We start from the raw sequence: 23,579 nt of genomic DNA on the forward strand, positions 1-23,579 counted from the left end.
CGGGGACCAGCAAGACGCGGGTTTCCGAGATGGTCGGGTCAAGCCCGACCATGATGTGGTGCTGCCCGCTCAGGCGATATACCGCCCCGGCGCGAACGGCGTCGGATCGACCGGTGGTGCTTCCCTGCAGACCAGCGCCGCGACGATCTCTCCCGTGATCGGCCCGGTCGAAAAGCCGATATGCTGGTGGCCGAAGGCGAGCCAGAGACCGGGGTGGCGCGGCACCGCCCCGATCATCGGCAACGAGTCCGGCAGGGTCGGCCGCGCGCCGCGCCAGGTTTCGCCGCTGAATGGGGCCAGCGGAAAGGCTTCGCGCGCGCTGGCGGTCGCCTGGTCGATCTGGCGGTGGTTGTCGGGCGCGTCGCGGTGGCTGAGATCGACGCCGCTGGTGATGCGGTAGCCCTGCTCCATCGGCGCCATGAAATAGGCGGCATCGACATCGTAGACCGGGCGGGAGAGGCGTGCGCCCGCTTCCGCCTGCAGATGGCGGTGATAGCCGCGCTCGACATCGAGCTTGGCGTCGATTCCAAGCCGCGCCAGCAGGTCCATGCTCCAGGGCCCGAGCGCGACGACGACGTTCTGCGCCTGGAAGACACCCGCTCCGGCCTGCACGCGCCAACCGGCCTCTATGCGGGTCAGGCTCTCGACCTGCGCCTGCTCGATCCGCCCGCCCCGCTGCACGAAAAGTTCGGCATAGGCCTGCGTCACCGCACCGGGCGAATCCACCGACGCATTCTCCAGGCAGAGCAGGCCGGCAGGGAAGATCGGATTCAGCGCCGGTTCGACACCGGAAATCCCCTGGCGATCGAGCACCTGCGAGGCGATGCCATGCGCCGCCAGGAAATCATGTTCGGCCTGCGCCGCCGCGTGCCCGGCTTCAGTTCGCCAGAGCTTGAGTGTGCCGGTCTCACGCAGACGATGGGGAACACCAGCCTCTGCCATGAGCACGCGGTGGCGCTCGACGGTGCTCGACGTCAGGGACTCGAGCGCTGCGACCCGTGCGGCGGCCTGCGAAGGTCGCGCTTCCCACAGGAAGCGCAACAGCCAGCCGGGCCGCGTCAGCGCCCGCTTCCAGTTCAGGTTCAGCGCGGGGTGGCGATTGCCGAGATAGCTCGTCAGCTTGGCAAACAGCCCGGGGTTGTTGAGCGGCACGATCGAGGAGCGGGCGAGCACCCCGGCATTGCCATAGGACGTCTCGCGGCCGGGCTCGCGCCGGTCGATCAGCGTCACAGCGAAGCCGCGCTTCTGGAGCGCAAGCGCGCAGGAAACGCCGACCATGCCGGCGCCGAGGACGATGGCCGAACGGGTCACGCGGATTCAGTCTCCGCCGGGGCTTTCAGCCAATGGTCGAGGAAGCCATCGAGCCAGAGCCGGATAGCCGGGTCGTGCTGGTACCAGCCTTCGAGATGCAGATGGCGCAGCTGGGCACCGGGCATCAGCGTGCGCTCATGGCCGCGAACCGACCAGCGGCACATCATGGCCGGCGTCACTTCGGGGTGGAACTGGACGCCATAGGCCTTCGGACCGGAGCGGATCACCTGTACCGGAAAATCGCCGCCCGTCGCCAGGCATTGCGCGCCGTGCGGACAGTCGAAACCCTCGCGATGCCATTGATAGACGATCCGCGGCCAGGCGAAGCCGGCCTCGACAGCGTGGTCGCGGCCATGGTCGGTGAGGTCGAGGCCGTAATAGCCAACTTCGGCGCGCCCTTCGGGATGGGTGTAGACCGTGCCGCCCAGCGTCCGGGCGAGCATCTGTGCGCCCAGGCAGATGCCGAGATAGGGCGCTTCCTCCTTCAAACAGACATTGATCCAGTCGATCTCGGCCTTGACGAAATCATCGGGGTCGTTGGCCGACATGGGCCCGCCGAAGATCACCGCCCCGGCATGCTCGCGCATTGTCTGGGGCAGTGGATCGCCATAGCGCGGCTTGCGGATGTCGAGCGCATGTCCGCGGGCCTGGAGCAGGCGCCCGACGCGCCCGGGCGTCGAGTGCTCCTGATGCAGAACGATCAGCACGGGCTTCAGCACGGGCAGGCGGGGGCGCCGGGGGGCGCGGAGCCGGCGCAGCGGGCGGGCCGGGAGGGCGTGGTGGTTCATTGCGAGATCAGGAACGCCGGTAAGCCTCGGTCAGGGAAATTGGCAAGGACGGAGTGCATAGGCTCAGAATGTGTTGGTAGCAGGGGGGTAGCAAGCAATTTATGGGCCTGCGCCGGTATCGCTGGGCCGCCCGACACGCATGACAGATCCGCTGCGTGACTTGCGCCTGCACCTTTGAGCAGCGTCCTCCCACTCCAGCTTGACTCGACGCGCCGACACAGGCATGAGAATGAACGTTCATTCTCATGCCTGCAAGGTTTTACGTGACAACCGCCACAGCCGCACCGGAGCGCGTGCCCTCCGAACGCCAGACGCGTATCCTCGATGCGGCCGAGAGCGTGTTTGCGCGCGCCGGCTTCCATGCCGCGACGATGCAGGACGTGGCGGCCGAGGCCGGCATGAGCCCGGGCAACCTCTATCGCTATTTCGCTTCCAAGGACGCGATCATCGCCGGCATGGCCGAGCGCGACCGCTCGCTCATCGCGGCCGATTTCGCCGAACTCGACCCGGCCAAGGGTAGCGTTCTCGACCAGCTCGAGGCGCTGGGACGTCGGCACCTCGTCGAGGAGCCTCGCGAAAAATCGATCATCGCGCTGCAGATCTGGGCGGAAGCGGCGCGCAACCCGGTGATGGCGCAGATGTGCGCCGCCATTGACGGCACGCTCGTCGGCGGACTTGCGCTGGCCATCGCCGGGGCCAAGGCCAATGGCGAGCTTCCGGCCAATCTCGACGATGCGCGCTTCCTCCAGGCGGTCTTCATGATGGCCGACGGTTTTTTCTGCCGCCGCGCCACCGATCCTCAGTTCGATCCTGCCATGGCGGCCGAAACCTTGTTCAAGGCGATGCGCGGACTTGCCCAGGTGCTGCTCCAACCCGAAGCCGGGAGCGTATAGCCATGTACACGTTCATGCCGACCCCGCTACACGCCCCCCATCTGGAATCCCGCCCAATGTCCCCTGCCCCAGCCAGCATGCGCCTTGTGGTTGTATCGTTGCTGGCGATGGGCCTTGCCGCCGGGCAGGTTCGGGCCCAGACACCGACTGCCCCTGCTGCGGCAGCGCCCGCGGCCGGCCCCTCGGTCACCGTGACCAAGGCCATCGTCTCGGAAATCGTCCAGAGCGTCGTCGTCTCCGGCTCGATCATCGCCCGCGACGAGGTGCTGGTTCAGCCCGAGGTCGATGCGCTGTCGATCGTCGCGATCCTGGCCGAGGAAGGCGACCGCGTCTCGACGGGTCAGGTGCTGGCGCGGCTCTCGCGCACGACGCTGGAGGTCCAGCTCAGCCAGAACGAGGCGAATATCGCGCGCGCCGAGGCCTCGATCGCCCAGGCCAATGCCCAGATCGCCGAAGCGCAGGCCAATCTCGTCGCCGCCACCAATAATTTCGACCGGACCAAGGCCCTGCGCAGCAGCGGCAACGTCTCCAACGAGGTCTATGACCAGCGCGACGCGGTGGCCCGCGCGGCGGCAGCAAAGCTGAACGCCTCGAAGCAGGCGCTGGCCATCGCCACCGCCGATCTGGCTCTCGCCACCGCGCAGGGCCGCGACGTCGCCGTCAAGCTCGGGCGTACCGAGATCAAGGCACCGCAGGGCGGCATCGTCAGCCGGCGCAGCGCCAAGCTCGGCGCGACCGCGTCGATGTCCGCCACGGAGCCGCTGTTTCGCATCATCGCCGATGGCGCGGTCGAGCTCGAAGCCGAGGTGGCCGAGGTCGAACTGCCGGGGTTGAAGCTCGGCCAGCCTGTGGCGGTGACGCCGGCAGGCGCGACGCAAGCCCTGGCCGGCACCATCCGGCTGATCGCGCCCGAGGTCGACAAGGCCTCCAGGCTGGGCCGCGTGCGCGTCGCGCTGACCGGCAATCCGCCGGTCGCGATCGGCTCGTTTGCGCGCGGCGTGATCGAGACCGGCCGCAACACCGTCGTCACCCTGCCGCTGTCGGCGATCACCTATGCCCGCTCGGGCGCGACCGTGCAGAGCGTCAGCGACGGCAAGGTCAAGACCAAGACCGTCAAGCTCGGGCTCGCCGGCGACGGGCGGGCCGAGATCGTCTCGGGAATCACCGAGGGCGAGACGGTCGTGGCGCGCGCCGGCACCTTCGTGCGCGATGGCGACGTCATCACGCCCGTCGCGACGAACTGAGCGGAGCGACGTCCATGGACATCAATTTCTCAGCCTGGTCGATCCGCAAGCCGGTTCCCTCGATCCTGCTCTTCGTCGTGCTCTGCGTGCTGGGCCTTCTGTCCTTCTCGAAGCTGCCGGTGACGCGCTTTCCCAATATCGACGTGCCGCTGGTCTCGGTCACGATCACCCAGTCGGGCGCGGCGCCGTCCGAGCTCGAGAGCCAGGTCAGCAAGCGCGTCGAGGACGCGGTCGCCAACATCACCGGCGTCAAGCATGTGATGTCGACGCTGACCGACGGGCAGTCGTCGACCGTCATCGAGTTCCGGCTCGAAACCAACACCGACCGCGCCGTCAACGACGTCAAGGATGCGATCGCCAAGGTCCGCGCCGACCTGCCGCGCACGATCGACGAACCGATCATCCAGCGCATTGATGTCGAGGGTCAGTCGATCCTCAGCTATGGCGCCTTCTCGGCGGGCATGACGCTGGAACAGCTCTCCTGGCATGTGGACGATGTCGTCGCGCGCGAATTGCAGGGGTTGAAGGGCGTCGGCCGGGTCGATCGCTATGGCGGCGTCGATCGCGAGATCCGGATCTCGCTCGATCCCGACCGGCTGCTGGCGCTCGGCACCACGGCCGGCGAGGTCAACCGCCAGATCCGCGCGACCAATGTCGATCTCGCCGGCGGGCGCGGCGAGGTCGGCGGGCAGGAACAGGCGATCCGGACGCTCGCCGGCGCGCGAACCGTCGCCGAACTGGCCGAGACCAAGATCATCCTGGGCGGCGGCCGCGAGGTCAGGCTGAAGGAGCTCGGCCGCGTCGAGGACAGCAATTCAGAGCCGCGCTCCTTCGGCCGGCTCGACAAGAGCCCGGTCGTCTCCTTCTCGGTCTTCCGCGCGAAGGGCTCGAGCGAGCTTTCGGTCAAGGACGTCGTCGCGGCGCGTATCGACGAGCTCAACACGCGCTTCCCCGACATCACGCTGAGGCCCATCGACGACGCGGTCGCCTACACCTATGGCAACTACAAGGCGGCGATGACGACGCTGCTGGAGGGTGCGGCGCTGGCCGTGCTCGTCGTCTTTCTCTTCCTGAAGAACTGGCGGGCGACGCTGATCACCGCGATCGCGCTGCCGCTCTCGGCGATTCCCACATTCTGGGCGATGGAGCTGATGGGCTTCTCGCTCAACCTCGTCAGCCTGCTCGGCATCACGCTGGTCACCGGCATTCTCGTCGATGACGCCATCGTCGAGATCGAGAACATCGTCCGGCACATGAAGATGGGCAAATCGCCCTATCGCGCCGCGATGGAGGCCGCCGACGAGATCGGGCTCGCCGTCATCGCGATCACGCTGACGATCGTGGCGATCTTTGCACCCGTGTCGTTCATGGGCGGCGTGGCCGGCCAGTATTTCCGCCAGTTCGGGCTGACGGTCGCGGTCGCGGTTTTGTTCTCGCTGCTGGTCGCGCGGCTGATCACGCCGATGATGGCGGCCTATCTGATGAAACCGGTGAAGCATGAGGAGGCCAAGGACGGCGTCGTCATGCGCGGCTATGTCGGCTTGCTCAAGGCGACGACCGCCTCGCGGCGGCTGCCATTTTGGCCGCGCTTCGACGGCAGCGGGCGCTGGCGCAGCATTCCCTTCAACATGTCCTATGTCACGCTGGTGCTGGGCTTCGCCTTCCTCTGGGGCTCGATCCACGCCACGACGCTGCTGCCGACCGGTTTCATCCCCGACGAGGACACCGCGCGCGTCGTGGCCTCGGTCGAATTGCCGCCCGGCTCGACGCTGGAGGACACGCGCGTCACCACCGACAAAATCGTCGACGCGCTGCGCACCATTCCCGAGGTGACGCAGGTCTTTGTGCTCGGCGGCTCCTCGCCGACCGGCCAGCGCGAGGTGCGGCGCGCCGCCGTCACCATCAAGCTCAAGCCCAAATCCGAGCGCACCGCGCGGCAGAAGGACCTCAAGGTCGTCATCGCGCAAAAGCTCGCCAGCGTGCCCGATGTCCGCGCCTGGTATGTCAACGAGCGCGGCGAGCGCGAGATGGCATTCTCGATCCTGTCCAGGGATGGGGCTGCGCTCGACGAGGCGGTGGCGCGGATCGAAAGCCGGATGCGCCAGGTCGACGGCTATCTCAACGTCGCGACCTCGGGATCTCTGTCGCGCCCCGAACTGACGGTGCGGCCCAAGCTGGAAGCGGCCGCCAGCCTCGGCGTGACGCCCGAGGCGATCTCGGAGGCGGTGCGCGTCGCCACGATCGGCGATGTCGGCGCCAATCTCGCCAAGTTCAACGCCGGCGACCGGCTGGTGCCGATCCGCGTGCAGCTCGACGAGGCGGCCCGCGCCGACATCCGCAACATCGCGGCGCTGCGGGTCACCAACACCAGCGGCGTCTCGATCCCGCTGACGGCGGTGGCCGATATCGGCTTTGGCGAGGGGCCGTCATCGATCGACCGCTATGACCGTGTCCGCCGCGCCGCGATCGGCGCCGATCTCAAGCGCGGCTTCGAGCTCGGCACGGCGCAGGAGACCTTCAACCAGATCGTCAAAGAGGTCGGGCTGCCGCCCGGCGTCTGGATCGCCGCCACCGGCGATGCGGAGATTCAAGGAGAGGTCGTCGCCGGCTTCATCCAGGCGATGACGACCGGGCTGATGCTGGTGCTGGCGGTGCTGATCCTGCTCTTCGGCTCGGTCTTCCAGCCGATCACGATCCTGCTCTCGCTGCCGCTCTCCTTCGGCGGCGTGGTCATCGCGCTGCTGGCGACAGGCAAGCCGGTCTCGATGCCGGTCTATATCGGCCTGCTGATGCTGATGGGCATCGTCACCAAGAACGCGATCATGCTGGTCGATTTCGCGGTGGAGGAGGAGGGCCGCGGCAAGGACCGCCGCACCGCCCTGCTGGAAGCCGGGCGCAAGCGGGCCCGCCCGATCGTGATGACGACGATCGCGATGGCGGCGGGCATGGCCCCTTCAGCCTACGGCGTCGGCGATGGCGGCGAGTTCCGCGCGCCGATGGCGATCGCGGTGATCGGCGGGCTCCTGGTCTCGACCGTGCTCAGCCTCGTCTTCGTGCCGTCCTTCTACGCGGTGATGGACGATCTCTCGAAGGGCACCTCCTGGCTCTTCGGCCGCTTCTTCAGCAAGGCCGAGGATGAGAGCCTCTGGGAGCCGATGCCCGAGGAAGGGCACGGCAAGGTCGATGCCGGAGCAGCGCAGATGAAGCTGCCGCTGCCGCCGCCGCGGTTGGCGGCGGAGTGAGGGTAAGGGCCCGGTAGCCGTATTGCCGAGTTGCGCGCGGTCGGCCCTGACCGGGCTGGCCAAGCCGGCAACTTCATTGCGCTACGCCGCCCACACCAAATCCCCCGACCGGCTCCCGCCGCGGGGTTTCGCTTCAGTCACATCCCCCGAGGGGTGCGCGGAGCCGGATGGCGCGGCGGCTTTGGCCGCGTGCCGATGTCGATGTCGATGTCGAATGTCGAAGCGGCGGGGGCTACCCGCCGTCCGGCTCCGCGCGCGGTTCTCTGTGGTTTCGCCCGCCGCCCATTAAGGTCGGTCTCGACCGGGATGGTTGAAGGCCCCGGCGACGAGCAGCCCCTCCGGGCGGCCGGCCCTGCGAGGGCCGCTCCTCCCGAACACCGCATTCCGCCCGGCCGCACGACGCCTCGCGACAGCCCCCTTGGTCGGGCGGAACGGGGGGAGAATAGGCATGGGCGCAGCAGGCGGGGACAACCTGGCCGCCTATCCCCGCTTTGCGGCCAGCGCGCTCATCACCAGGCGCGGTGCTGCCGTGACGCGGGCGGAAGGCGCCAGTGTCAGCCCGGATCGTTCACGGGTCGGGCTGCGCGGTCTCGGATGTGTCCTCGCCCGCGACATGCGACAAGGTGACGATCGTCCCCGGGCGGGCATCGGTCACGGAGACTTCGGCGCCCAGCTGACCGGCCAGCGCCTCGATGATGCCCGTGCCCAGGCCCGCCTTGGCGTCTTCGGCCTTTGGCATGCCGATGCCGTCATCGGCCACGGCCAGCGTCCAGTCCCAGCCGGTCTTGCTGAAGCTCACCGTGATCTTGCCCCCGCTCTGTCCGGGATAGCCATGCTTGAGCGCATTGATCACGAGTTCGGTGACGATCAGGCCGATGCTGATCGACCAGTCCGCATCGACGACGCTGTCATCGATGTCGACATCGAGCACGATCAGATCGCGATCATGGATCATCGAGGCTTCGAGGCCGCCGCACAGGGTCGTGAGATAGGAGCGCAGCGCGACCTCGCCGATCTGCGACGTGGCGAGCTGCTGCTGCAGGGTGGCGATCGGCTCCAGCGGGTGTTCCCCCTCCGAAGGGGCGCGTGTCTCGTCCGCCTGCACCTTGCGGGCACTCTGCATCAGGATGCTGGCGATGATCTGCAGGCTGTTGGCGACGCGGTTCTGAACATCGTGAAGCAGGATCGCCTTCTCGCGCAGCAGTTCGTTCTTCTGTCTCTCGCTGCGTCGCGCTTCGGTGACATCGAGCACGGAGAGAAGGATGCGCATCGCGCCTTCATTCTCATATTCGAGCTTCTGCGCGTTGACGATCAAGCGGCGGGGGCTGCGGTCGCCCCGTTGCAGATTGATCTCGAACGCCTCGACCTCGGCGAAACCAGACGCCGTGGCCTTGAGCAGGGAGGCCAGCTGGGGAATGTCCCATTCGCCCGCCCCGAGTTCGGCCATCGTATGGCCCACGACGGTCGCCGGCTTGAGCGCATAGGCCCGGTAGAACGACCGGCTGGCCGCGATGATCTGCAACCGGTCATTCAGCAGCAGCAGCGGCGAGTCGGATGAAGAGATCACCGCCAAGGCGAGGTCCACAGCCATCTCCGCAGTCGCTGACTTGATGGAATCGTCCATGACCGGGCTCTGCTGCTTTCGACGGCTCTCGGGGCGAAAGCTCAAACGCGTTTCGAACGCCGCTTTAGCATATCCCGAACAGGTTAATCCATCTGTCGCTGGCAACGCCGCGTCGGCGGCGACCTCAACACTGTCGGGCGCCGAGAGGCTCACGCCGCCGACTTGATCCTGTGCGCCCGGCGGCGCCCGCCCCTGACGAAGGCCACCGGGTTTGCCTTGCCAAAGAGATAGCCTTGCCCGGAATCGCATCCGATCGCGCGCAGCAGATCATATTGCGCCTCGGTCTCGATGCCTTCCGCCAAGACGGTCATGTCCAGGGCATGGGCCAGATCGACCAGGGCCTTGATGATCGATTGACTTTCGGTGTTGGGACCGAGCCCGGAGACGAACGACCTGTCGATCTTGATCTGGTCGATCGGGAAGTCACGCAGATGGGTGAGGGATGAATAGCCGGTCCCGAAATCATCGAGCGCGATCAGCACGCCTTCGGCACTCAGCCGTTTCAGTTCGGTGCGGATCGCGCTGGTGTCGTTGCCCAGAAACAGCGTCTCCGTGACTTCCAGCTTGATGGTCGAGGGGTCGATCGCGCAATCATCGAGGCGCTTCAGCAGCCGGCTGGTGAATTCGGGCGAATGCAGTTCGGCTTCCGTCGCGTTCAGGCTGATGATGCCGGGGTTGATGCCGCTCGCCCGCAAACCGGCGATGTCGGCGGTGACCAGGTTCATCATGCGTTCGCCGATGCGCCGGCATGAGCGCTGGTCCGAGAAGGCCTCGGAGAAATCTCCCGCCGCGCTGATCGATCCGTCACGGTTGCGGATGCGCGCCAGCGCCTCGTAGCCGTAGATCGACCGGTCCGACAAATGGACGAAGGGTTGGTAGAAGGGCAGCAGGCGGTTGCCGACGATGGCCCGCTCGACCTTCTCGATGGCCAGGCGGCGCTTGTCGAACAGCATGCTGATTTCGGGCACATAGAAGCCGACCGCGCCGCGCTCCCGCCGCTTGCCGTTATAGAGCGCGATGTCCGCGCAGTGCAGCAGTTCCTTCCAGTGCTGGGCATCCTCCGGATAATTCGCCACGCCGACCGTCGCCGACACCACGATGCTCTCGCCCATGGCGATGATGGGCTGCTTCAGCGCGCCGAGCAGCTTGCGAGCAATCGCCCGATGCCGCGACCGCCCAGCCATGCCCGGCACGATGACCGCGAATTCGTCGCCGCCCAGGCGGGCGACCGTGCTGTTGGGCGGAGCGCGCTGCGTCAACAATCCGGCGACCGCCTTCAGCACGTCGTCACCGCCCTGATGGCCGCGCGTGTCGTTGATTTCCTTGAAGCCGTCGAGATCGATCAGGAACAGCGTGACCGTCGATTGCGCGGCTTCCGCCTCCGCGAGACTGGCGATGAGCGACTTCTCGAAATGGGCCCGGTTGGCGAGATCCGTCATGAAATCCATATTGGCGGCATGCCAGAGCCGCTGCTGCGCTTCATGCTGCGCGGTGATGTCCTGGAACACGCCGATCAGCCGAGCCGGGGCGCCGTCGACAACCTCGATCTGGCCGGCCGAACGGACACGCCGCCGGCGGCCCGTGGCGGTGATGAAGTCGCCCGCGAACTCGAAGGGTTCGCCGGTCTGCACCGCTTCGGCAATGCGTGACTGCACCTTCGGGCGGGACTCCGGCGTATAGTATTCAAACGAGCCATCGAGCGACGGAGCGGTCCCCACGGGCAGATCGTGCAACCGGAAAAGCTCGTCGGACCAGGTTGACTGCTTTGTGTCCAGATCGACTGACCAGGCCCCGATGGCGGCCATCCGCTCGATCTGCAGGAGGAGCCGGTTCTTCGATTCGAGTTCACGGTTTTTCGCGATCTGCTCCTTCGCGGCCGCCTTGAGCGCCAAACCCGTGGCATGAAGGCGAACAAGATCCTCCACCAGCCGACCGAAACGCGCCAGGGCGCTGCGCTGGGCCTGCGTGAAGGAACGCGGCACGGTGTCGATGATGCACAGCGAGCCGAGCCGGTTCTCGCCGTCGATCGACAGCGGATAGCCGGCATAGAAACGGATATGGGGCGCCCCCGTCACCAGCGGATTGTCGCTGAACCGGGCATCCTGCATGGCGTCCTCCACCACCGTCAGCTCCGGCGACTGGATTGTCACATTGCAGAAGGCAACGTCGCGCGGGGTCTGCGTGACCTGGAGACCGCAGCGCGCCTTGAACCACTGCCGGTCGTGATCGACCAGCGTGACGAGACCCATGGGACAGGAAAAGTGCTGGGCGACCAGGGCGGCGATCGCATCGAACGACGGATCGGCGGGCGTGTCGAGCAACTGCAGCGCTTGCACGGCCGCCAGACGCGCCAGCTCATGGTTTCGGTGGTCGTCAACCTGCACGTTGAACTCCGGGGAGCGCGTGAACCGGGCTTGTCGCCCGGCCGACCAAGGAGCCGTCCTTCAGTTAGGGCCTGCGGCGGTTAACGATTGGTGATCCCGGCAGCGCTTCGTGATCAGAAAAGGCTGATGTCCGCACAGGCAGATCCGGCCTGGTGAAGTTCGGCAAGAGTGAGGTCGCGCTCGGCTGCGCGATGCGTCATTACAAGGACGGCGAAATCGGCCGCGCATTGCCTGTGGGCGGGGCCGCTGGGGGCTGGTTGCGGCGGTTGAGCATCTCGCCGCGGGATTTGACGATCTGGGCGACGACGACATCCTGCACGCGCTGCGTCGCGGCGCGGCGCACGGCCTCGCGATCGACGCGCCTTGTGCCGTCATGCTCCTGGATCTCGATGATCGCCTGGGCGAGCGCATCGACATCGGCCCTGCAGAAGATCATCGCGGCCTTGGCGACGACCTCCGCCTTCTCGTCGGTCGCCAGCATCGGGCCGCCTTCGCGACCGATGCAGGTCAGCATGCGGGTGCGGATCAGGTCGCGGGTTTTCTCCAGCACCGCCTTCTTCTCGGCCTTGGCCTGGATCTCGGCCTGGCTGGGCGCGGCGGCCCCATCGGGCCGCGCGTTTGGATTGACCGGCCCCCGCAGGCTGGCGCTCTGCTTGGCGCATTCGACGAGCGCGGGCAGCATCTCGCCGGTCGAGGTCAAGGCGAAGCTCAGGCGCTGGTCGTTGGCGACGAGTTCGAGAAGGCGACCATGGCGGAAGGCGTTGATCAGCTGGGAATCGGCCGGCATCGCGATGGTCAGCAGGTTTGCAGTCTTGACGGAAGCCACGACATCAATGCGCGACTGGCTGTCAAAAACCAGCTGCAGCTTGAGAGTGCTGCCGGGCTTCAGCTTCCAGTTCGGATGGGCAAAGCCGATCAGCCATTTGAAATCGGCCGTGATCGAGGTCAGCATCCGCGTGCCGTTGCGATAGCCGGCATTGACGGCGCAATGCGAGAAGGCCCCCGTGGCGTCGTTGGTGTAGGCGCCGCCGGTCCAGTTGCCGACGACGATCTTGCCGAAGGGGCCCGCCGCCTGCGCCATCGGCGCCAGCAGCATGGCGCAAGCCAGAACACATCCCCGCACCATGCTCACCTCGCCTCATCAAGGCGCCAAGGATGACGCCTGGTGCTCGATATCGCAATCCCGGACGATCGGAGCAGATCCCAGCGGGTTTCTTAGCTGGCAATCCTGCGGGGCTGTCAGCCCTTCCGCACCATCAGCACGGCGGCCAGGATCGCGATGCCGCCGAAGGCCTGGGCAGCAGAGGGCTGTTCGCCGAAAATGGCCCAGGCCGCCAGCACGCTGACGAGTGCCGGCCAGACCATGACCAGCGAGGCGGCGCTGGCGCCGTAATGGCCGAGCGAAAGCGTGATCAGGCCCTGGCCCATGGCGTGGGAGACGAGGCCTAGCGCGATCACCGCGAGCCAGCCCTGGAGGCTTGCGGGGATGATCGTCTCGCCCAGCGCAAAAGCGGTGACCAGGCAGAAGACGGCGCAGATCGCGCTCGAGATCAGGCTGAGCCGGCCGGCATCAGTGCGGTCGCGCGCGCGGCGCACGGCCATGATGTAGGCGGCATAGGAGAAGGCGGCGCCGATGGCGAGGCTGTCTCCGAACAGGCCGCCGGCCGCAGGCGTGGCTGTGCCGGCAAATTTCGGCAGCACCAGCATGGCAGCGCCGCCCAGCGCCAGCGACAGCGCGCCTAGTATGCGCCGGCTGGGCCGTTCGGCGAAGAGCAGCCAGCCGCCGAACACGACGGCCACCGGCGAGAGATTGCCCAGCAGCGAGGCGTTGGCGATGGTCGTGAAGCCGAGCGCGGCGTTGTAGAGCACAACGTCGACACCGAAGGCGAGGCCGGCGAGCGCGATCGGCAGCAAGGCGCCGGCCGCAGCGGCGGGGCGCCCCGGCCGACGCTGTTCCAGCCCCATCCAGAGGCCGAGCACCGGCAGCGCGAAGGCCATGCGCCAGAAGCCGGCGGCCGCCGGACCGACATCGGCGAAGCGCACGAACACGCCCGAAAAACCGATGCAGGTCGCGCCGGCGAGCAGGGCGAGGAACATCGCGAGCGCGGGCGCGGTCGGGCTGGGCAGCGCGGCCGAGGGGGATAAGGCGGGAGCGGACATGACGTGCTTTCAGAATACGGGCTCATGAACCTCCGCGTCATCCCGGGCTTGCGCCGGGATGACGCGGAGGTTCGCATGCTCAGTGGATCACGGTTTACCCCTCTTCCTTCCATCGGAAAAACGGATTATTCTGATTTAACCATTCTTAAAAGCGATCGATGGAGGCTGTGCCATGTCCGCGCATTTCGATCTGGCGGCGCTCGATATGCTGGTGGCGGTCGTCGAAAGCGGCGGCTTCACGGCAGCCAGCGCGCGGCTGGGGCGGACGCAATCGGCGATCTCGGTCCGCATCCAGGATCTCGAAAACCAGCTCGGCCACAAGCTGCTGGAACGCTCGCGCCGGGGCGTGGTGCCGACCCATGCCGGCGAGCGGCTGATCGCCCATGCGCGCCGGCTGCTGGCGATCCAGCGCGAGGCGCTCGACGATCTCGGCGGCAGCAGCGCCTCGGGGCGACTGCGAATCGGCATTCCCGACGATTATGTCGATGCCTTCCTGCGGCCGCTGATCGCGCGTTTTGCAGCCGAGCACCCCAAGGTTGAACTGGAACTGCATTGCGACCTGTCGAAGCGGATCGAGCCTGCTGTGGCGGCGGGGGAATTCGATCTCGCCGTCGTGACGCAGGACCCCAGGCGCCCGGTCGGCGAGGTGATCCGGCGCGAGCCTGTGGTCTGGATCGCGGCGCGCGGGCATCGGCCCGAATTGCAGGAGACATTGCCGCTGGCGCTGTTCTCGGAGGGCTGCCGGGTGCGGCCGCGTTTGCTGGCTGCGCTGGCGGATGCGGAGAAGGCGTATCGCCTGGTGTTCTCCTGCTCGCATACCTCGGGCATGCTGTCTGCGGTCGAGGCGGGGTTCTGCGTCACGGCCGTCACCGAGAGTGCGGTGCCGCCGGCGGCGCGGCGGCTCGGGCCGGCGGAGGGCCTGCCTTCGCTGTTCGAGCTCTCCGTCGGGCTGATCATGGGTCCGCAGCCGGGGCTGGCGGCGCGCCGCTTCGCCGATGCGCTGCGCGAGGAGATGGCGGCGCCGAGGCTGGCGGCTTGAGGGGGCCGTCATTCTCGGGCGAAGCGCAGCGCAGACCCGAGAATCTCCACGAAGAGATGCTCGGGTCTGCGCCCGAGCATGACGCTTCTCATTGCCCTTTGCCCCCGCGATCACTACTGAGAAGCCATGAAATTCCTCGACCAGGCCAAGATCTATGTAAAGGCGGGAGATGGCGGCGCCGGCTGCGTCTCCTTTCGCCGTGAAAAGTTCATCGAGTTCGGCGGGCCCAATGGCGGCGACGGCGGACGCGGCGGCGATGTCATCATCGAATGCGTGCAGGGGCTCAACACCCTGATCGATTTTCGCTTCCAGCAGCATTTCAAGGCCAAGATCGGCGGGCACGGCATGGGCGCCGACCGTCACGGCGCCAATGGCGAGACCAAGGTGCTGAAGGTGCCGCCGGGCACGCAGGTCTTCGACGAGGATGGCGAGACACTGGTCGCCGACCTGACCGAGCCCGGCCAGCGCTTCGTGCTGTGCAAGGGCGGCAATGGCGGCTTCGGCAACGCCTATTTCAAGACCGCGACCAACCAGGCGCCGCGCCACGCCAATCCCGGCCTGATCGGCGAGGAGCGCTGGGTCTGGCTGCGTCTGAAACTGATCGCCGATGCCGGGCTGATCGGCCTGCCCAACGCCGGCAAGTCGACCTTCCTCGCGACCGTCACCGCCGCCAAGCCGAAGATCGCCGACTATCCCTTCACCACCTTGCATCCGGGGCTCGGCGTCGTGAGGGTCGATGCGCGCGAGATGGTGCTGGCGGATATTCCCGGTCTGATCGAGGGCGCCCATGAAGGCCATGGGCTCGGCGACCGGTTCCTGGGCCATGTCGAGCGCTGCCGCGTGCTGCTGCACCTCGTCGAGGGCACCTGCGAACATGCGGGGAAGGCCTACAAGACCGTGCGCAACGAGTTGGCGCTCTATGGCGAGGGGCTGGCCGAGAAGCCGGAGATCGTGGCGCTGTCGAAGGTCGATGCGCTCTCGCCGGAACTGCTCAAGGAGCAAATCGCGCGGCTGAAGCGGGCCTGCAAGCGGATGCCGATCGTGCTGTCGTCGGCTTCGGGTGAAGGCGTGGAAGCTGCGCTGCGGGCGCTGTTTTCCTATGTTGAGGAAGCCCGCAAGGACGAGGCGCGCGAGAACGCACCCGTGGAGGATATCGGCTGGCGACCGTGAGGCCGCCTGCCGATGCCCTGATCGTCAGCGCGTCGCGCGGCGCGTGCTGCGCACGACGGTCGGTGCGCTGACCGCCCCCACCGCACCGCCAACAACGGCGCCGACAGGCCCTGCGACGAGCGCGCCGGTTCCGGCGCCGGCAGCCGCCCCGCCAATGCGCTGGTCAGTCGTGCTACCGCAGGCGCCGAGCGCGATCGTGCAGGCGGCCAGCAGGCCCAAGGTGGTCAATTTCATGATGATGCTATCCCAGCGGTTGAAGTGAGACGATAACGCACCGCTTCGGTTGAAGTTCCGTTTGGCACCAACTGGGTCGGCCTGTCGTCAGCGTAGCGCCGCCATCACGGTTTTTCGTGGCGTGACGGGTCTTCGGCCTTGCGATCTTCGTAGAATTCCTTATACAGCCGGCATCGCATCAGCCGCACCATTCGCGTGGTCGATGAGGGCCGGTTCTCCGGTTCGCGTCGCTGAAGGCGTTTTCGACAGGTTTTGTTTTTGACCGGTTCGTTCCTGAAAGGGCGGATCGATGGAGTTGAGACCATGAAGATCCGCAATTCGCTGAAGTCGCTGCGCGCCCGTCACCGCGACAACCAGCTCGTGCGCCGCAAGGGCCGCGTCTACATCATCAACAAGGTCCAGAAGCGCTTCAAGGCGCGCCAGGGCTGAGGTTGCTGCGGCCCCGACAGGGCCGCCTCGTCTCACCAGCAGATGAAGGCAGAGCGGGCGCCCTCGGGCGCGCCCGCTTTTTTGCGTGGCGTCCTTATCGCCGGGATGTGATCGCCGGGGAATTGACCTGTCTTGGCGCGCGTCTACACTTGGCGCCATGATGATCGCTCGCACGTTTTTCGCCGCCTTTCTGTGGGGTTCCGCCACGGCGGCTGGCGTCGCTCAGACGCCCGATGCACCGCCGCAGCGACCAGGCGCAGTCGCTCCCGGCGACAGGGACGATAATCCCGTCGCGACGCCCGGCCCGATGCGCGGGCCGGCTGCGACCCTCGAAAAGCTCTTCGAGCGCCTGGCCGCGGCCAAAACGCCGGAGGAGGCCCGAGGCGTCGCCAATCTGATCCAGCGGCGTTGGGCCCGGTCAAACTCCCCAACGGCCGATCTGCTGATGACCCGCGCCCAGACGGCGATGAAGGGCAAGCAGATCGAACTCGCCATCGAATTGCTCGACCGCGTGATCACCCTGGAGCCGGACTGGGCCGAAGGCTGGAACCAGCGCGCCAATGCGCTCTTCCTCGCCGGCGACCCGATCCGCTCGATCTACGACATCGGCGAGGCGCTGAAGCGCGAGCCGCGCCATTACGGCGCGATGATGGGGCTGGGGACGATCCTGCGCCAGCAGGGCGACGACAAGCGCGCCATGGTCGCCTTCAGGCGGGCACTCGAGATCTACCCGCAGCTGGAAGCGGTGAAGAGCGCGGTCGATTCGCTCAAGATCGAGGTTGACGGTCGCGACACCTGACGGCCTGACAGAACCGAGACCGGCCTTTCCGCGTATGCGCAGCATGCTGTTCCGCGCGCTTGTTCTGGTTGTGATCCTCGTTCTTGCCGGGCTCGCCCTCTGGTCGCAATGGCTGGGGGCTGAGGCCTCGAAGCGCCATCCGCCGACCGGCAGCTTCGTTGCCGTCACCGGAGGGCGGCTGCATTACCGCGAGACCCGGCCCACGGCCGAGGCGCGCGGCACCGTCGTCCTGATCCATGGCGCCTCCTCGAACCATGCCGATCTGCTGGCCACGCTGGGTCCCGATCTGTCGCATTACCGCGTTGTGGCGCTCGACCGGCCAGGCCATGGCTGGAGCGACCGGATCGCGGGCGACGCCATGGCCGATCCGGGGCGCCAGGCCGCCATCCTGATGCAGGGCATCGATGCGATCGTGCCCGAGCGCTTCGTGCTGGTCGCGCATTCGCTTGGAGGGGCCGCCGCGACGAAGATCGCGCTCGATCATCCGGAGCGGTTGCGGGGGCTGGTTCTGCTGGGCGCCGTGACCCATCCCTGGCCCGGTGGCATCGACTGGTATCATCACCTGGGGGTGTGGCCGTTGACCGGTCCGGTCTTTGCGCATCTCGTCGGGGTGCCCGCGGCAAGCCAGCTGCTCGATGCCGGTGCGCAGAGCGTTTTTGCGCCGCGCCCGGTTGCGCCAGGCTATCTCGAGCGTGGCGAGATCGCATTGCTGCTGCGGCCGCAGACCTTCCGGGCGAATTCGCAGGACATCGCCGCGACACACGCCTTCGTCAGCGCCCAGATGCCGCGCTATCGCGGCCTGCGCGTTCCGGTGGTGGCGATCAGCGGCGATAGCGACGCCATCGTCTCGCCGATCATCCACTCGGCCGCGATCGCGCGCGAGGCGCCGCAGGGCCGCTTCGTGCTGCTGCCCGGCGTCGGCCACATGCCCCATCATGCCGCGCCGGAAATCGTTGTGGAGGCGATCGACCAGATGGTCGGGCCAAGGTCGGGGCTGGCGCTGAACTGAGGGACAGAGGTCTTGTCACACCAAGGACGATCGCTTGGTTTGTCATGACGTTCCGAGAATGTGATGCTGCAGGATTTGCAGTTTCTGGATTTCGAATGGAACGCCGGCAACTGGCCGAAATGTGCCAAGCACGGCCTGTCGCGGGAGGACATTGAATCGGTTTTCGCCGCGACGCCGGTGGTCATTCCGACGCGAGCCGCCACGGCGGAGACACGTTATGCCGCGATCGGGCGCACCCTGGCGAGCCGATACGCTTTCATCGTCTTTACCCTTCGCATCACACCTGCGGGCACCCGCATTCGGCCTATCTCTGCCTGCCCCATGCACGCAAAGAAGGTGCAGTACTATGACAGCACCAAAGGCGCTTAAGCCCTTCCCGGTTTTTGCCACCGATCAGGAGGCAGAAGACTTTGTCGATCACGCCGATCTCACGGAATACGATCTGTCATCCTTCGAGCCCGTTCGCTTCGAGTTCAAGGCGAAGACGGCGACGATCAGCATGCGCGTGCCGCAGGACCTACTCGACGCCGTGAAGTCGCGCGCCGGCCGCGAAGGCATTCCCTATCAGAGCTTCATCCGGCGGACGCTCGAGAACGCTCTGGCGCGAGAAGGCAAAAAAACAGCCTGACGCTCACGCCTTCTCGACATGCTCCTTCGCCACGAAGGCGATGCGGACCATATTGGTGGCGCCCGGAGTTCCAAACGGCACGCCGGCGACGACGATGATGCGATCGCCGAGCTTGGCGAATTTCTCGCGCACGGCGAATTTGCAGGCGCGCGAGGCCATGTCGTCATTGTCGCTGGCATCCTTGGTCACCACGGAATGCACCCCCCAGACGAGCGTGAGCTGGCGGGCCGTGGCGCGGTTGGGTGTGAGCGCGATCACGGTCGAGTTCGGCCGCTCGCGGGCGATGCGGGAGGCCGTCGAGCCCGAGGAGGTCCAGGCGGCAATGACCTTGAGCTTCAGCGTGTCGGCGATCTCGTGGGCCGCCTTGGCGATGGCGTCGGCGCCGGTCGCCTCCGGCTCGGCGCGCTGCGCCTCCAGGATCGAGCGGTAGACGGACTCAGCTTCGACCTCCTCGGCGATGCGGTTCATCATCGAGACCGCCTCGATCGGGAACTGGCCGGCCGCGCTTTCGGCCGAGAGCATCACCGCATCGGCGCCTTCGAACACGGCGGTGGCGACGTCGGAGACCTCGGCGCGCGTCGGCACGGGGCTGGTGATCATGCTCTCCAGCATCTGCGTGGCGACGACGACGGGCTTGCCCTTGCGGCGGCACATCCGGGTGATCCGCTTTTGCGTACCCGGCACCTTCTCCAGCGGCATCTCGACGCCGAGATCGCCGCGCGCCACCATGATCGCGTCCGAGGCGTCGATGATCTCCTCAAGCCGCAGCAGTGCCTGCGGCTTCTCGATCTTGGCCAGCGCCAGCGCCCGCCCGCGCACGATTCTGCGCAGATCGGCCATGTCCTCCGGCCGCTGCACGAACGACAAGGCGATCCAGTCGACCCCGGCCTCGGCGGCGGCCTCGGCATCGGAGCGGTCCTTATCGGTCATGGCCGAGACGGCGATGGTGGTGTCGGGCAGGCTGACGCCCTTGCGCGAGGACAGCCGGCCGCCGATGACGACGCGGGTCAGGGCTTGCGTCGGGCTGGCTGTCTCGACCGTGAGGCGCAGCTTGCCATCGTCGAGGATCAGCGTGTGGCCGGGTTCGAGCGCGCTCAGAATCTCGGGATGGGGCAAATGGACGCGCTCGATCGTGCCGGGCGCGGGATCGGAATCGAGCGTGAAGCGGGCGCCGTTCTCCAGCGTCACCCCGCCATCGCCGCCGAAGGCACCGACGCGCAGCTTGGGGCCCTGGAGATCGGCCAGGATGCCGACCGGGCGGCGAAACTGCGTCTCCAGCGCCCGCAGCATGGCGACCTTCTCGGGCAGCGTCTCGCGCGCGGTATGGCTCATATTGATGCGGAAGACATCGACGCCGGCCTGAAACAGCTTGCCGCACATCTCGGACGTCGCCGAGGCGGGTCCCAGCGTGGCGATGATCTTGATGCGGCGTTCGCGCTTCATGTCACTATCCCTCAGGGCCGCGCGGGCGCGCCGCCGGTGGTGTCGGTGAGCTGGATCGTCCAGCTTTTCTGCTCGCCGGTGTCGACCTCGAAGAAGCCGGCGCGCTCATAGCCGCGCGCCAGACAGTCCTCTATCCCGCGAATCGTGAATTCCTTGTTGCGGGTACACATGACGGATTTGCCGGTCCATTCGCCACCACGGTCGTAATCCACGGCGTGGACGTAATAGAACCGCGCCGCCAGCGTGCCGCGCAGCAGGGTCTCGCAGGCGCGCGGCCCGATGTTCCACCAGCCCTCGGTGGTCCAACCCTGGGCGTCGCGATAGCCGATCGCCACACCGACACGGCTGGGCGTGGTGTTGCACATGCGCAGATCCGCAAGGGCGGGAGCCGCACCCGCCAGCAGCCCGGCGAGCGGCAGGGCGATTCGCAGGAGCGATCGTTGGATGGCGTTCATGGCTGGGGTTCGATCAGGATCACGCGGCAATCATTGACATTGGTCAGGGTCGGGCCGGTTTCCAGCAGATCGCCCAGCGGGGCGAAGAAACCGGTCGAATCGTTGTCGGCGAGGCATCTGGCAGGATCAAGGCCAAGCGCCGCGGCGCGCGCCAGCGTGGTGTCGTCGATGATCGCGCCGGCGGGATCGGTCGCTTCGCCGCCGCCGCCATCGGTGCCGTCGGTGTCGCCCGAAAGCGCGACGATGCCGGGCTCGGCGCCAAGGGCAATGGCGAGCGCCAGGGCATACTCCTGATTGGGCCCGCCCCGACCGGTGCCGCGCAAGGTCACGGTGAATTCGCCCCCCGACAGGATCGCAACGCGACGGCCCTCGCGCTTCAGCGCCAGAGCCAGCGTTGCATGGCTGGCGGCGACGTCGCGCGCCTCGCCCTCGAGGTCAGGCCCGAGATCATGGACCTCGTAGCCTGCCGCAACGGCCGCATCATGAGCCGCCGCGATCGCATCGCGCGGCCGCGCGATGATGCGGAACTCGCTGCCGGCGAAGGCGGAGTGCCCGGGCTTGGGCGTCTCGCTGGCGTCGTCGTCCAGCAGCGCGCTTGCCGCCGTGGGCAGAGCGAGACCATAGCGCGAGACGATGGCGCGGGCCTGGCTCATCGTCGTGGGGTCGGGGACGGTGGGGCCGGACGCGATCGCCGTCGGCTCGTCATGGGGCACGTCGGAGATGGCCAGCGTCAGAAGCCGGGCCGGCGCCGCCGCCAGCGCCAGCCGCCCGCCCTTGATGCGCGACAGGCGCTTGCGCACGATGTTCATCTCGCCGATCGGCGCGCCGCAGCGCAGCAGCGCCTTGTTGACCGCCTGTTTTTCGGCGAGCGTGAGGCCGCCGGCCGGCGCGACCCAATTGGCCGAGCCGCCACCCGAGAGCAGCACTAGCACGAGATCCTCAGTCGTGGCGGAGGCCGCCAGTTCGAGCGCGCGCGTCGCGCTGTCGAGGCTGGCCTGGTCGGGCACGGGGTGGCCTGCCGCGACCATCGGGATCTGGCGCGTGGCCGTCTCGTAGCCGTGCCGCGCCACCGCGTGCCCGACGAGCCGCTCGGCCGGAAAACCCGCATCGAGATAATGCGCTTCAGCCAGCGCGGTCATGCTGCCGGCGGCCTTGCCGGCTGCCAGCAGAATCAGGCGGCCGCGCGCGGGCGGAGGTGGCAGATGGCCCGGCAGGCAGCCGGCCGGGTGGGCCCTCGCCACGGCGGCGTCGAAGATCGTGCGTGCCTCTGTGCGCATCCGCTGCGTCTGGTCGTTGGATCGCTGCAAGGCCGCCCCGTTTTGCCCGGTGGTTGTCTTCGTCGATCGTTTCGACCGCGTGACTCGTTCTAGGCGCGGGGGCGCCGCGCGTCATCAGGCTTTCGTCGCCTGCCCGGTGCGGCTCCTGTCGCTCGGCGGCACGCGGCTGTTGAGAGATGTTGCCACCGCCCGGTCGCGGCTTGACGGCGACGCCCGCCCGGTGCGAACCCTGCGGCCAAATCTCCCCATCCAGACATTTCAACGCCATCACCGAGAAGGATATCAGATGGACGAACCGGTTCAGGGCGACCAGCTCAAGAGCATCGTGGAGCGCATCGAGCGGCTCGAGGAAGAGAAGAAGACCATCGCCGACGACATCAAGGAGGTCTATGCCGAGGCCAAGGGCAATGGCTACGACGTCAAGGTGCTGCGCAAGGTCATCGCCATCCGCAAGCGCGACGCCAATGAGCGCGCCGAGGAGGAGGCGATCCTCGACCTCTATCTGCAGGCCGTCGGCGAGAGCGCCTGAGGGCATCCGCCGAACGAGCATCCTCTACCGTCATTCCGGGCAAGCGAAGCGCAGGCCCGGAATCCATCATGGGGCACCGGCGGTACTCTAGGATGGATTCGGGAGCGGCGCCGCAGAGCCTGTCCTCGCGCCTGCCGAAGGCAGGACCCGGGGGCGGCTTGTCCGGAATGACGGTCTGGATGTGGGACGTGAACATCAAAACGCCCGCTCCGGTTTTCCGGGCGGGCGTTTTCGTTCGGGAAGGCAGTGCGGCGCTCAGGCGACCTTGGCGAGCTCGGCCTGCGCGTCGTTGATCGCCTGCTGGCGCGCCTCGGGGCCGAAGCCCAGCTTCTCGGCGCGCACGAAGGTGATGTCGGCGATGCCGATGAAGCGCAGCAGCGTGCGCAGATGCGGCTCCTGCGAGTCCATCGGCTGGGCCGGGCCCGAGCTGTAGAGCCCGCCGCGGCTTTCGACGACGATGGCGCGCTTGCCCGTGAGCAGCCCTTCCGGGCCGGCTTCGCCATATTTGAAGGTCACGCCGGCGCGCAGCACATGGTCGAACCAGGCCTTCAGCGTCGAGGGAATGCCGAAATTATACATGGGCGCGCCGATGACGATCACGTCGGCTGCCTTCAACTCGGCCACCAGCGTGTCGGAAAGCTGCTTCGCCGCCGCCTGGGCCGGGTTGGCGGGCTCGGCCCCGCGGATGGCGGCGGTGGAATCGGCGTCGAGATGCGGCACCGGGCTGGTGCCGAGATCGCGCTCGACGACCGTCAGCGCCGGGTTCTGGCCGCGCAGCCGGGCGACCGTCTCATCGATGAGCTGCTTGGAGACGGAGGCGGCGCCCGAGGCGCTGCTGTTGATGACGAGAAGGCTGGACATGATGACTGACCTCAAAATCTTGAAAGGGGCTCGATAGCGGGCAAGATGGAGGTTCGACTT

The 23,579-nt window shown here is 67.2% G+C and carries 22 protein-coding genes; 11 read left to right on the forward strand and 11 right to left on the reverse strand.

What is annotated here, in order from left to right:
• Positions 1 to 69: 69 nt before the first annotated feature.
• The gene (locus IP69_RS07445; protein ID WP_082359102.1) at positions 70 to 1,311 is read right to left on the reverse strand and encodes an FAD-dependent oxidoreductase; all 1,242 of its coding nucleotides are present in this window, start codon (positions 1,309 to 1,311) and stop codon (positions 70 to 72) included.
• Complete coding sequence (locus IP69_RS07450; RefSeq protein ID WP_054142177.1) at positions 1,308 to 2,099, reverse strand: glutamine amidotransferase; 792 nt, start codon at positions 2,097 to 2,099, stop codon at positions 1,308 to 1,310. The genes IP69_RS07445 and IP69_RS07450 overlap by 4 nt, the downstream gene beginning before the upstream one ends.
• A 263-nt stretch (positions 2,100 to 2,362) precedes the next feature.
• Between IP69_RS07450 and IP69_RS07455 the strand changes: the two genes are divergently transcribed.
• From IP69_RS07455 to IP69_RS07465, 3 genes are read left to right on the forward strand one after another with little or no spacing between them, the layout of a single operon-like run.
• A complete protein-coding gene (locus IP69_RS07455) occupies positions 2,363 to 2,992 on the forward strand; it encodes a TetR/AcrR family transcriptional regulator (protein WP_197279731.1) in 630 nt (209 codons plus the stop codon).
• A 56-nt stretch (positions 2,993 to 3,048) separates the two neighbouring features.
• Entirely contained in the window at positions 3,049 to 4,236 is a 1,188-nt protein-coding gene (locus IP69_RS07460) for an efflux RND transporter periplasmic adaptor subunit (RefSeq protein ID WP_197279732.1), read from the forward strand.
• Positions 4,237 to 4,250: 14 nt separating this feature from the next.
• Entirely contained in the window at positions 4,251 to 7,478 is a 3,228-nt protein-coding gene (locus tag IP69_RS07465) for an efflux RND transporter permease subunit (protein ID WP_054142180.1), read from the forward strand.
• A gap of 568 nt (positions 7,479 to 8,046) precedes the next feature.
• Here the strand turns inward: IP69_RS07465 and IP69_RS07470 are convergent.
• The 4 genes from IP69_RS07470 to IP69_RS07485 all read right to left on the reverse strand — a co-directional run bounded on the left by IP69_RS07470 (position 8,047) and on the right by IP69_RS07485 (position 13,646).
• Complete coding sequence (locus IP69_RS07470; protein ID WP_054142181.1) at positions 8,047 to 9,102, reverse strand: ATP-binding protein; 1,056 nt, start codon at positions 9,100 to 9,102, stop codon at positions 8,047 to 8,049.
• 149 nt (positions 9,103 to 9,251) lie between these two features.
• A complete protein-coding gene (locus IP69_RS07475) occupies positions 9,252 to 11,486 on the reverse strand; it encodes an EAL domain-containing protein (RefSeq protein ID WP_054142182.1) in 2,235 nt (744 codons plus the stop codon).
• Between the two features lie 199 nt (positions 11,487 to 11,685).
• A complete protein-coding gene (locus IP69_RS07480) occupies positions 11,686 to 12,612 on the reverse strand; it encodes a hypothetical protein (protein WP_156323336.1) in 927 nt (308 codons plus the stop codon).
• Between the two features lie 113 nt (positions 12,613 to 12,725).
• Positions 12,726 to 13,646 (reverse strand): DMT family transporter, encoded by a 921-nt coding sequence (locus tag IP69_RS07485; protein WP_054142184.1) that lies wholly within the window; start codon positions 13,644 to 13,646, stop codon positions 12,726 to 12,728.
• A gap of 172 nt (positions 13,647 to 13,818) precedes the next feature.
• Between IP69_RS07485 and IP69_RS07490 the strand changes: the two genes are divergently transcribed.
• On the forward strand, positions 13,819 to 14,685 hold the full coding sequence (locus IP69_RS07490; protein WP_054142185.1) for a LysR family transcriptional regulator: 867 nt from the start codon (positions 13,819 to 13,821) through the stop codon (positions 14,683 to 14,685).
• A 126-nt stretch (positions 14,686 to 14,811) separates the two neighbouring features.
• The gene (obgE, locus tag IP69_RS07495) at positions 14,812 to 15,855 is read left to right on the forward strand and encodes a GTPase ObgE (protein ID WP_054142186.1); all 1,044 of its coding nucleotides are present in this window, start codon (positions 14,812 to 14,814) and stop codon (positions 15,853 to 15,855) included.
• 24 nt (positions 15,856 to 15,879) lie between these two features.
• On the opposite strand, the gene IP69_RS07500 is transcribed toward obgE, so the two are convergent.
• A complete protein-coding gene (locus tag IP69_RS07500) occupies positions 15,880 to 16,089 on the reverse strand; it encodes a hypothetical protein (RefSeq protein WP_054142187.1) in 210 nt (69 codons plus the stop codon).
• 303 nt (positions 16,090 to 16,392) lie between these two features.
• Between IP69_RS07500 and ykgO the strand changes: the two genes are divergently transcribed.
• The 5 genes from ykgO (at position 16,393) to IP69_RS07525 (ending at position 18,954) form a co-directional block, all read left to right on the forward strand.
• Positions 16,393 to 16,518, forward strand: a complete 126-nt coding sequence (gene ykgO / locus IP69_RS07505) for a type B 50S ribosomal protein L36 (protein WP_038363015.1) — start codon at positions 16,393 to 16,395, stop codon at positions 16,516 to 16,518.
• Positions 16,519 to 16,678: 160 nt separating this feature from the next.
• Positions 16,679 to 17,317, forward strand: coding sequence for a tetratricopeptide repeat protein (locus IP69_RS07510; RefSeq protein WP_197279733.1), 639 nt, complete (start codon positions 16,679 to 16,681; stop codon positions 17,315 to 17,317).
• A gap of 34 nt (positions 17,318 to 17,351) precedes the next feature.
• A complete protein-coding gene (locus IP69_RS07515; RefSeq protein WP_082359107.1) occupies positions 17,352 to 18,326 on the forward strand; it encodes an alpha/beta hydrolase in 975 nt (324 codons plus the stop codon).
• Between the two features lie 63 nt (positions 18,327 to 18,389).
• Complete coding sequence (locus tag IP69_RS07520; protein ID WP_054142189.1) at positions 18,390 to 18,695, forward strand: BrnT family toxin; 306 nt, start codon at positions 18,390 to 18,392, stop codon at positions 18,693 to 18,695.
• Positions 18,673 to 18,954, forward strand: a complete 282-nt coding sequence (locus IP69_RS07525) for a BrnA antitoxin family protein (RefSeq protein ID WP_054142190.1) — start codon at positions 18,673 to 18,675, stop codon at positions 18,952 to 18,954. The genes IP69_RS07520 and IP69_RS07525 overlap by 23 nt, the downstream gene beginning before the upstream one ends.
• Before the next feature lie 3 nt (positions 18,955 to 18,957).
• Here IP69_RS07525 and pyk read toward each other — a convergent pair whose 3' ends face one another.
• From pyk to IP69_RS07540, 3 genes are read right to left on the reverse strand one after another with little or no spacing between them, the layout of a single operon-like run.
• Positions 18,958 to 20,397 (reverse strand): pyruvate kinase, encoded by a 1,440-nt coding sequence (gene pyk, locus IP69_RS07530; RefSeq protein ID WP_054142191.1) that lies wholly within the window; start codon positions 20,395 to 20,397, stop codon positions 18,958 to 18,960.
• Positions 20,398 to 20,408: 11 nt separating this feature from the next.
• Positions 20,409 to 20,852 carry a DUF1036 domain-containing protein gene (locus tag IP69_RS07535; RefSeq protein WP_054142192.1) on the reverse strand — a complete coding sequence of 148 codons (444 nt, stop codon included), beginning with the start codon at positions 20,850 to 20,852 and terminating at the stop codon, positions 20,409 to 20,411.
• Positions 20,849 to 22,129, reverse strand: coding sequence for a DUF4147 domain-containing protein (locus tag IP69_RS07540; RefSeq protein ID WP_054142193.1), 1,281 nt, complete (start codon positions 22,127 to 22,129; stop codon positions 20,849 to 20,851). The genes IP69_RS07535 and IP69_RS07540 overlap by 4 nt, the downstream gene beginning before the upstream one ends.
• Before the next feature lie 286 nt (positions 22,130 to 22,415).
• On the opposite strand from IP69_RS07540, the gene IP69_RS07545 reads away from it, so the two are divergent.
• Positions 22,416 to 22,658 carry a DUF2312 domain-containing protein gene (locus IP69_RS07545; RefSeq protein ID WP_054142194.1) on the forward strand — a complete coding sequence of 81 codons (243 nt, stop codon included), beginning with the start codon at positions 22,416 to 22,418 and terminating at the stop codon, positions 22,656 to 22,658.
• Between the two features lie 255 nt (positions 22,659 to 22,913).
• On the opposite strand, the gene IP69_RS07550 is transcribed toward IP69_RS07545, so the two are convergent.
• On the reverse strand, positions 22,914 to 23,519 hold the full coding sequence (locus IP69_RS07550; protein ID WP_054142195.1) for an FMN-dependent NADH-azoreductase: 606 nt from the start codon (positions 23,517 to 23,519) through the stop codon (positions 22,914 to 22,916).
• Between the last annotated feature and the right edge of the window lie 60 nt (positions 23,520 to 23,579).

The sequence above is a fragment of the Allobosea sp. AAP35 genome (genome assembly GCF_001295925.1).
Lineage (GTDB): Bacteria > Pseudomonadota > Alphaproteobacteria > Rhizobiales > Beijerinckiaceae > Allobosea.

Excerpts from the sequence above, each read along its gene's own strand:
- IP69_RS07450 (WP_054142177.1), bottom strand. The coding sequence starts at position 2,099 with ATGAACCACCACGCCCTCCCGGCCCGCCCGCTGCGCCGGCTCCGCGCC.
- IP69_RS07460 (WP_197279732.1), top strand. The coding sequence starts at position 3,049 with ATGTCCCCTGCCCCAGCCAGCATGCGCCTTGTGGTTGTATCGTTGCTG.
- IP69_RS07465 (WP_054142180.1), top strand. The coding sequence starts at position 4,251 with ATGGACATCAATTTCTCAGCCTGGTCGATCCGCAAGCCGGTTCCCTCG.
- IP69_RS07470 (WP_054142181.1), bottom strand. The coding sequence starts at position 9,102 with ATGGACGATTCCATCAAGTCAGCGACTGCGGAGATGGCTGTGGACCTC.
- IP69_RS07480 (WP_156323336.1), bottom strand. The coding sequence starts at position 12,612 with ATGGTGCGGGGATGTGTTCTGGCTTGCGCCATGCTGCTGGCGCCGATG.
- IP69_RS07485 (WP_054142184.1), bottom strand. The coding sequence starts at position 13,646 with ATGTCCGCTCCCGCCTTATCCCCCTCGGCCGCGCTGCCCAGCCCGACC.
- IP69_RS07490 (WP_054142185.1), top strand. The coding sequence starts at position 13,819 with ATGTCCGCGCATTTCGATCTGGCGGCGCTCGATATGCTGGTGGCGGTC.
- obgE (WP_054142186.1), top strand. The coding sequence starts at position 14,812 with ATGAAATTCCTCGACCAGGCCAAGATCTATGTAAAGGCGGGAGATGGC.
- IP69_RS07500 (WP_054142187.1), bottom strand. The coding sequence starts at position 16,089 with ATGAAATTGACCACCTTGGGCCTGCTGGCCGCCTGCACGATCGCGCTC.
- ykgO (WP_038363015.1), top strand. The coding sequence starts at position 16,393 with ATGAAGATCCGCAATTCGCTGAAGTCGCTGCGCGCCCGTCACCGCGAC.
- IP69_RS07510 (WP_197279733.1), top strand. The coding sequence starts at position 16,679 with ATGATCGCTCGCACGTTTTTCGCCGCCTTTCTGTGGGGTTCCGCCACG.
- IP69_RS07515 (WP_082359107.1), top strand. The coding sequence starts at position 17,352 with ATGCGCAGCATGCTGTTCCGCGCGCTTGTTCTGGTTGTGATCCTCGTT.
- IP69_RS07520 (WP_054142189.1), top strand. The coding sequence starts at position 18,390 with ATGCTGCAGGATTTGCAGTTTCTGGATTTCGAATGGAACGCCGGCAAC.
- IP69_RS07525 (WP_054142190.1), top strand. The coding sequence starts at position 18,673 with ATGACAGCACCAAAGGCGCTTAAGCCCTTCCCGGTTTTTGCCACCGAT.
- pyk (WP_054142191.1), bottom strand. The coding sequence starts at position 20,397 with ATGAAGCGCGAACGCCGCATCAAGATCATCGCCACGCTGGGACCCGCC.
- IP69_RS07535 (WP_054142192.1), bottom strand. The coding sequence starts at position 20,852 with ATGAACGCCATCCAACGATCGCTCCTGCGAATCGCCCTGCCGCTCGCC.
- IP69_RS07540 (WP_054142193.1), bottom strand. The coding sequence starts at position 22,129 with ATGCGCACAGAGGCACGCACGATCTTCGACGCCGCCGTGGCGAGGGCC.
- IP69_RS07545 (WP_054142194.1), top strand. The coding sequence starts at position 22,416 with ATGGACGAACCGGTTCAGGGCGACCAGCTCAAGAGCATCGTGGAGCGC.
- IP69_RS07550 (WP_054142195.1), bottom strand. The coding sequence starts at position 23,519 with ATGTCCAGCCTTCTCGTCATCAACAGCAGCGCCTCGGGCGCCGCCTCC.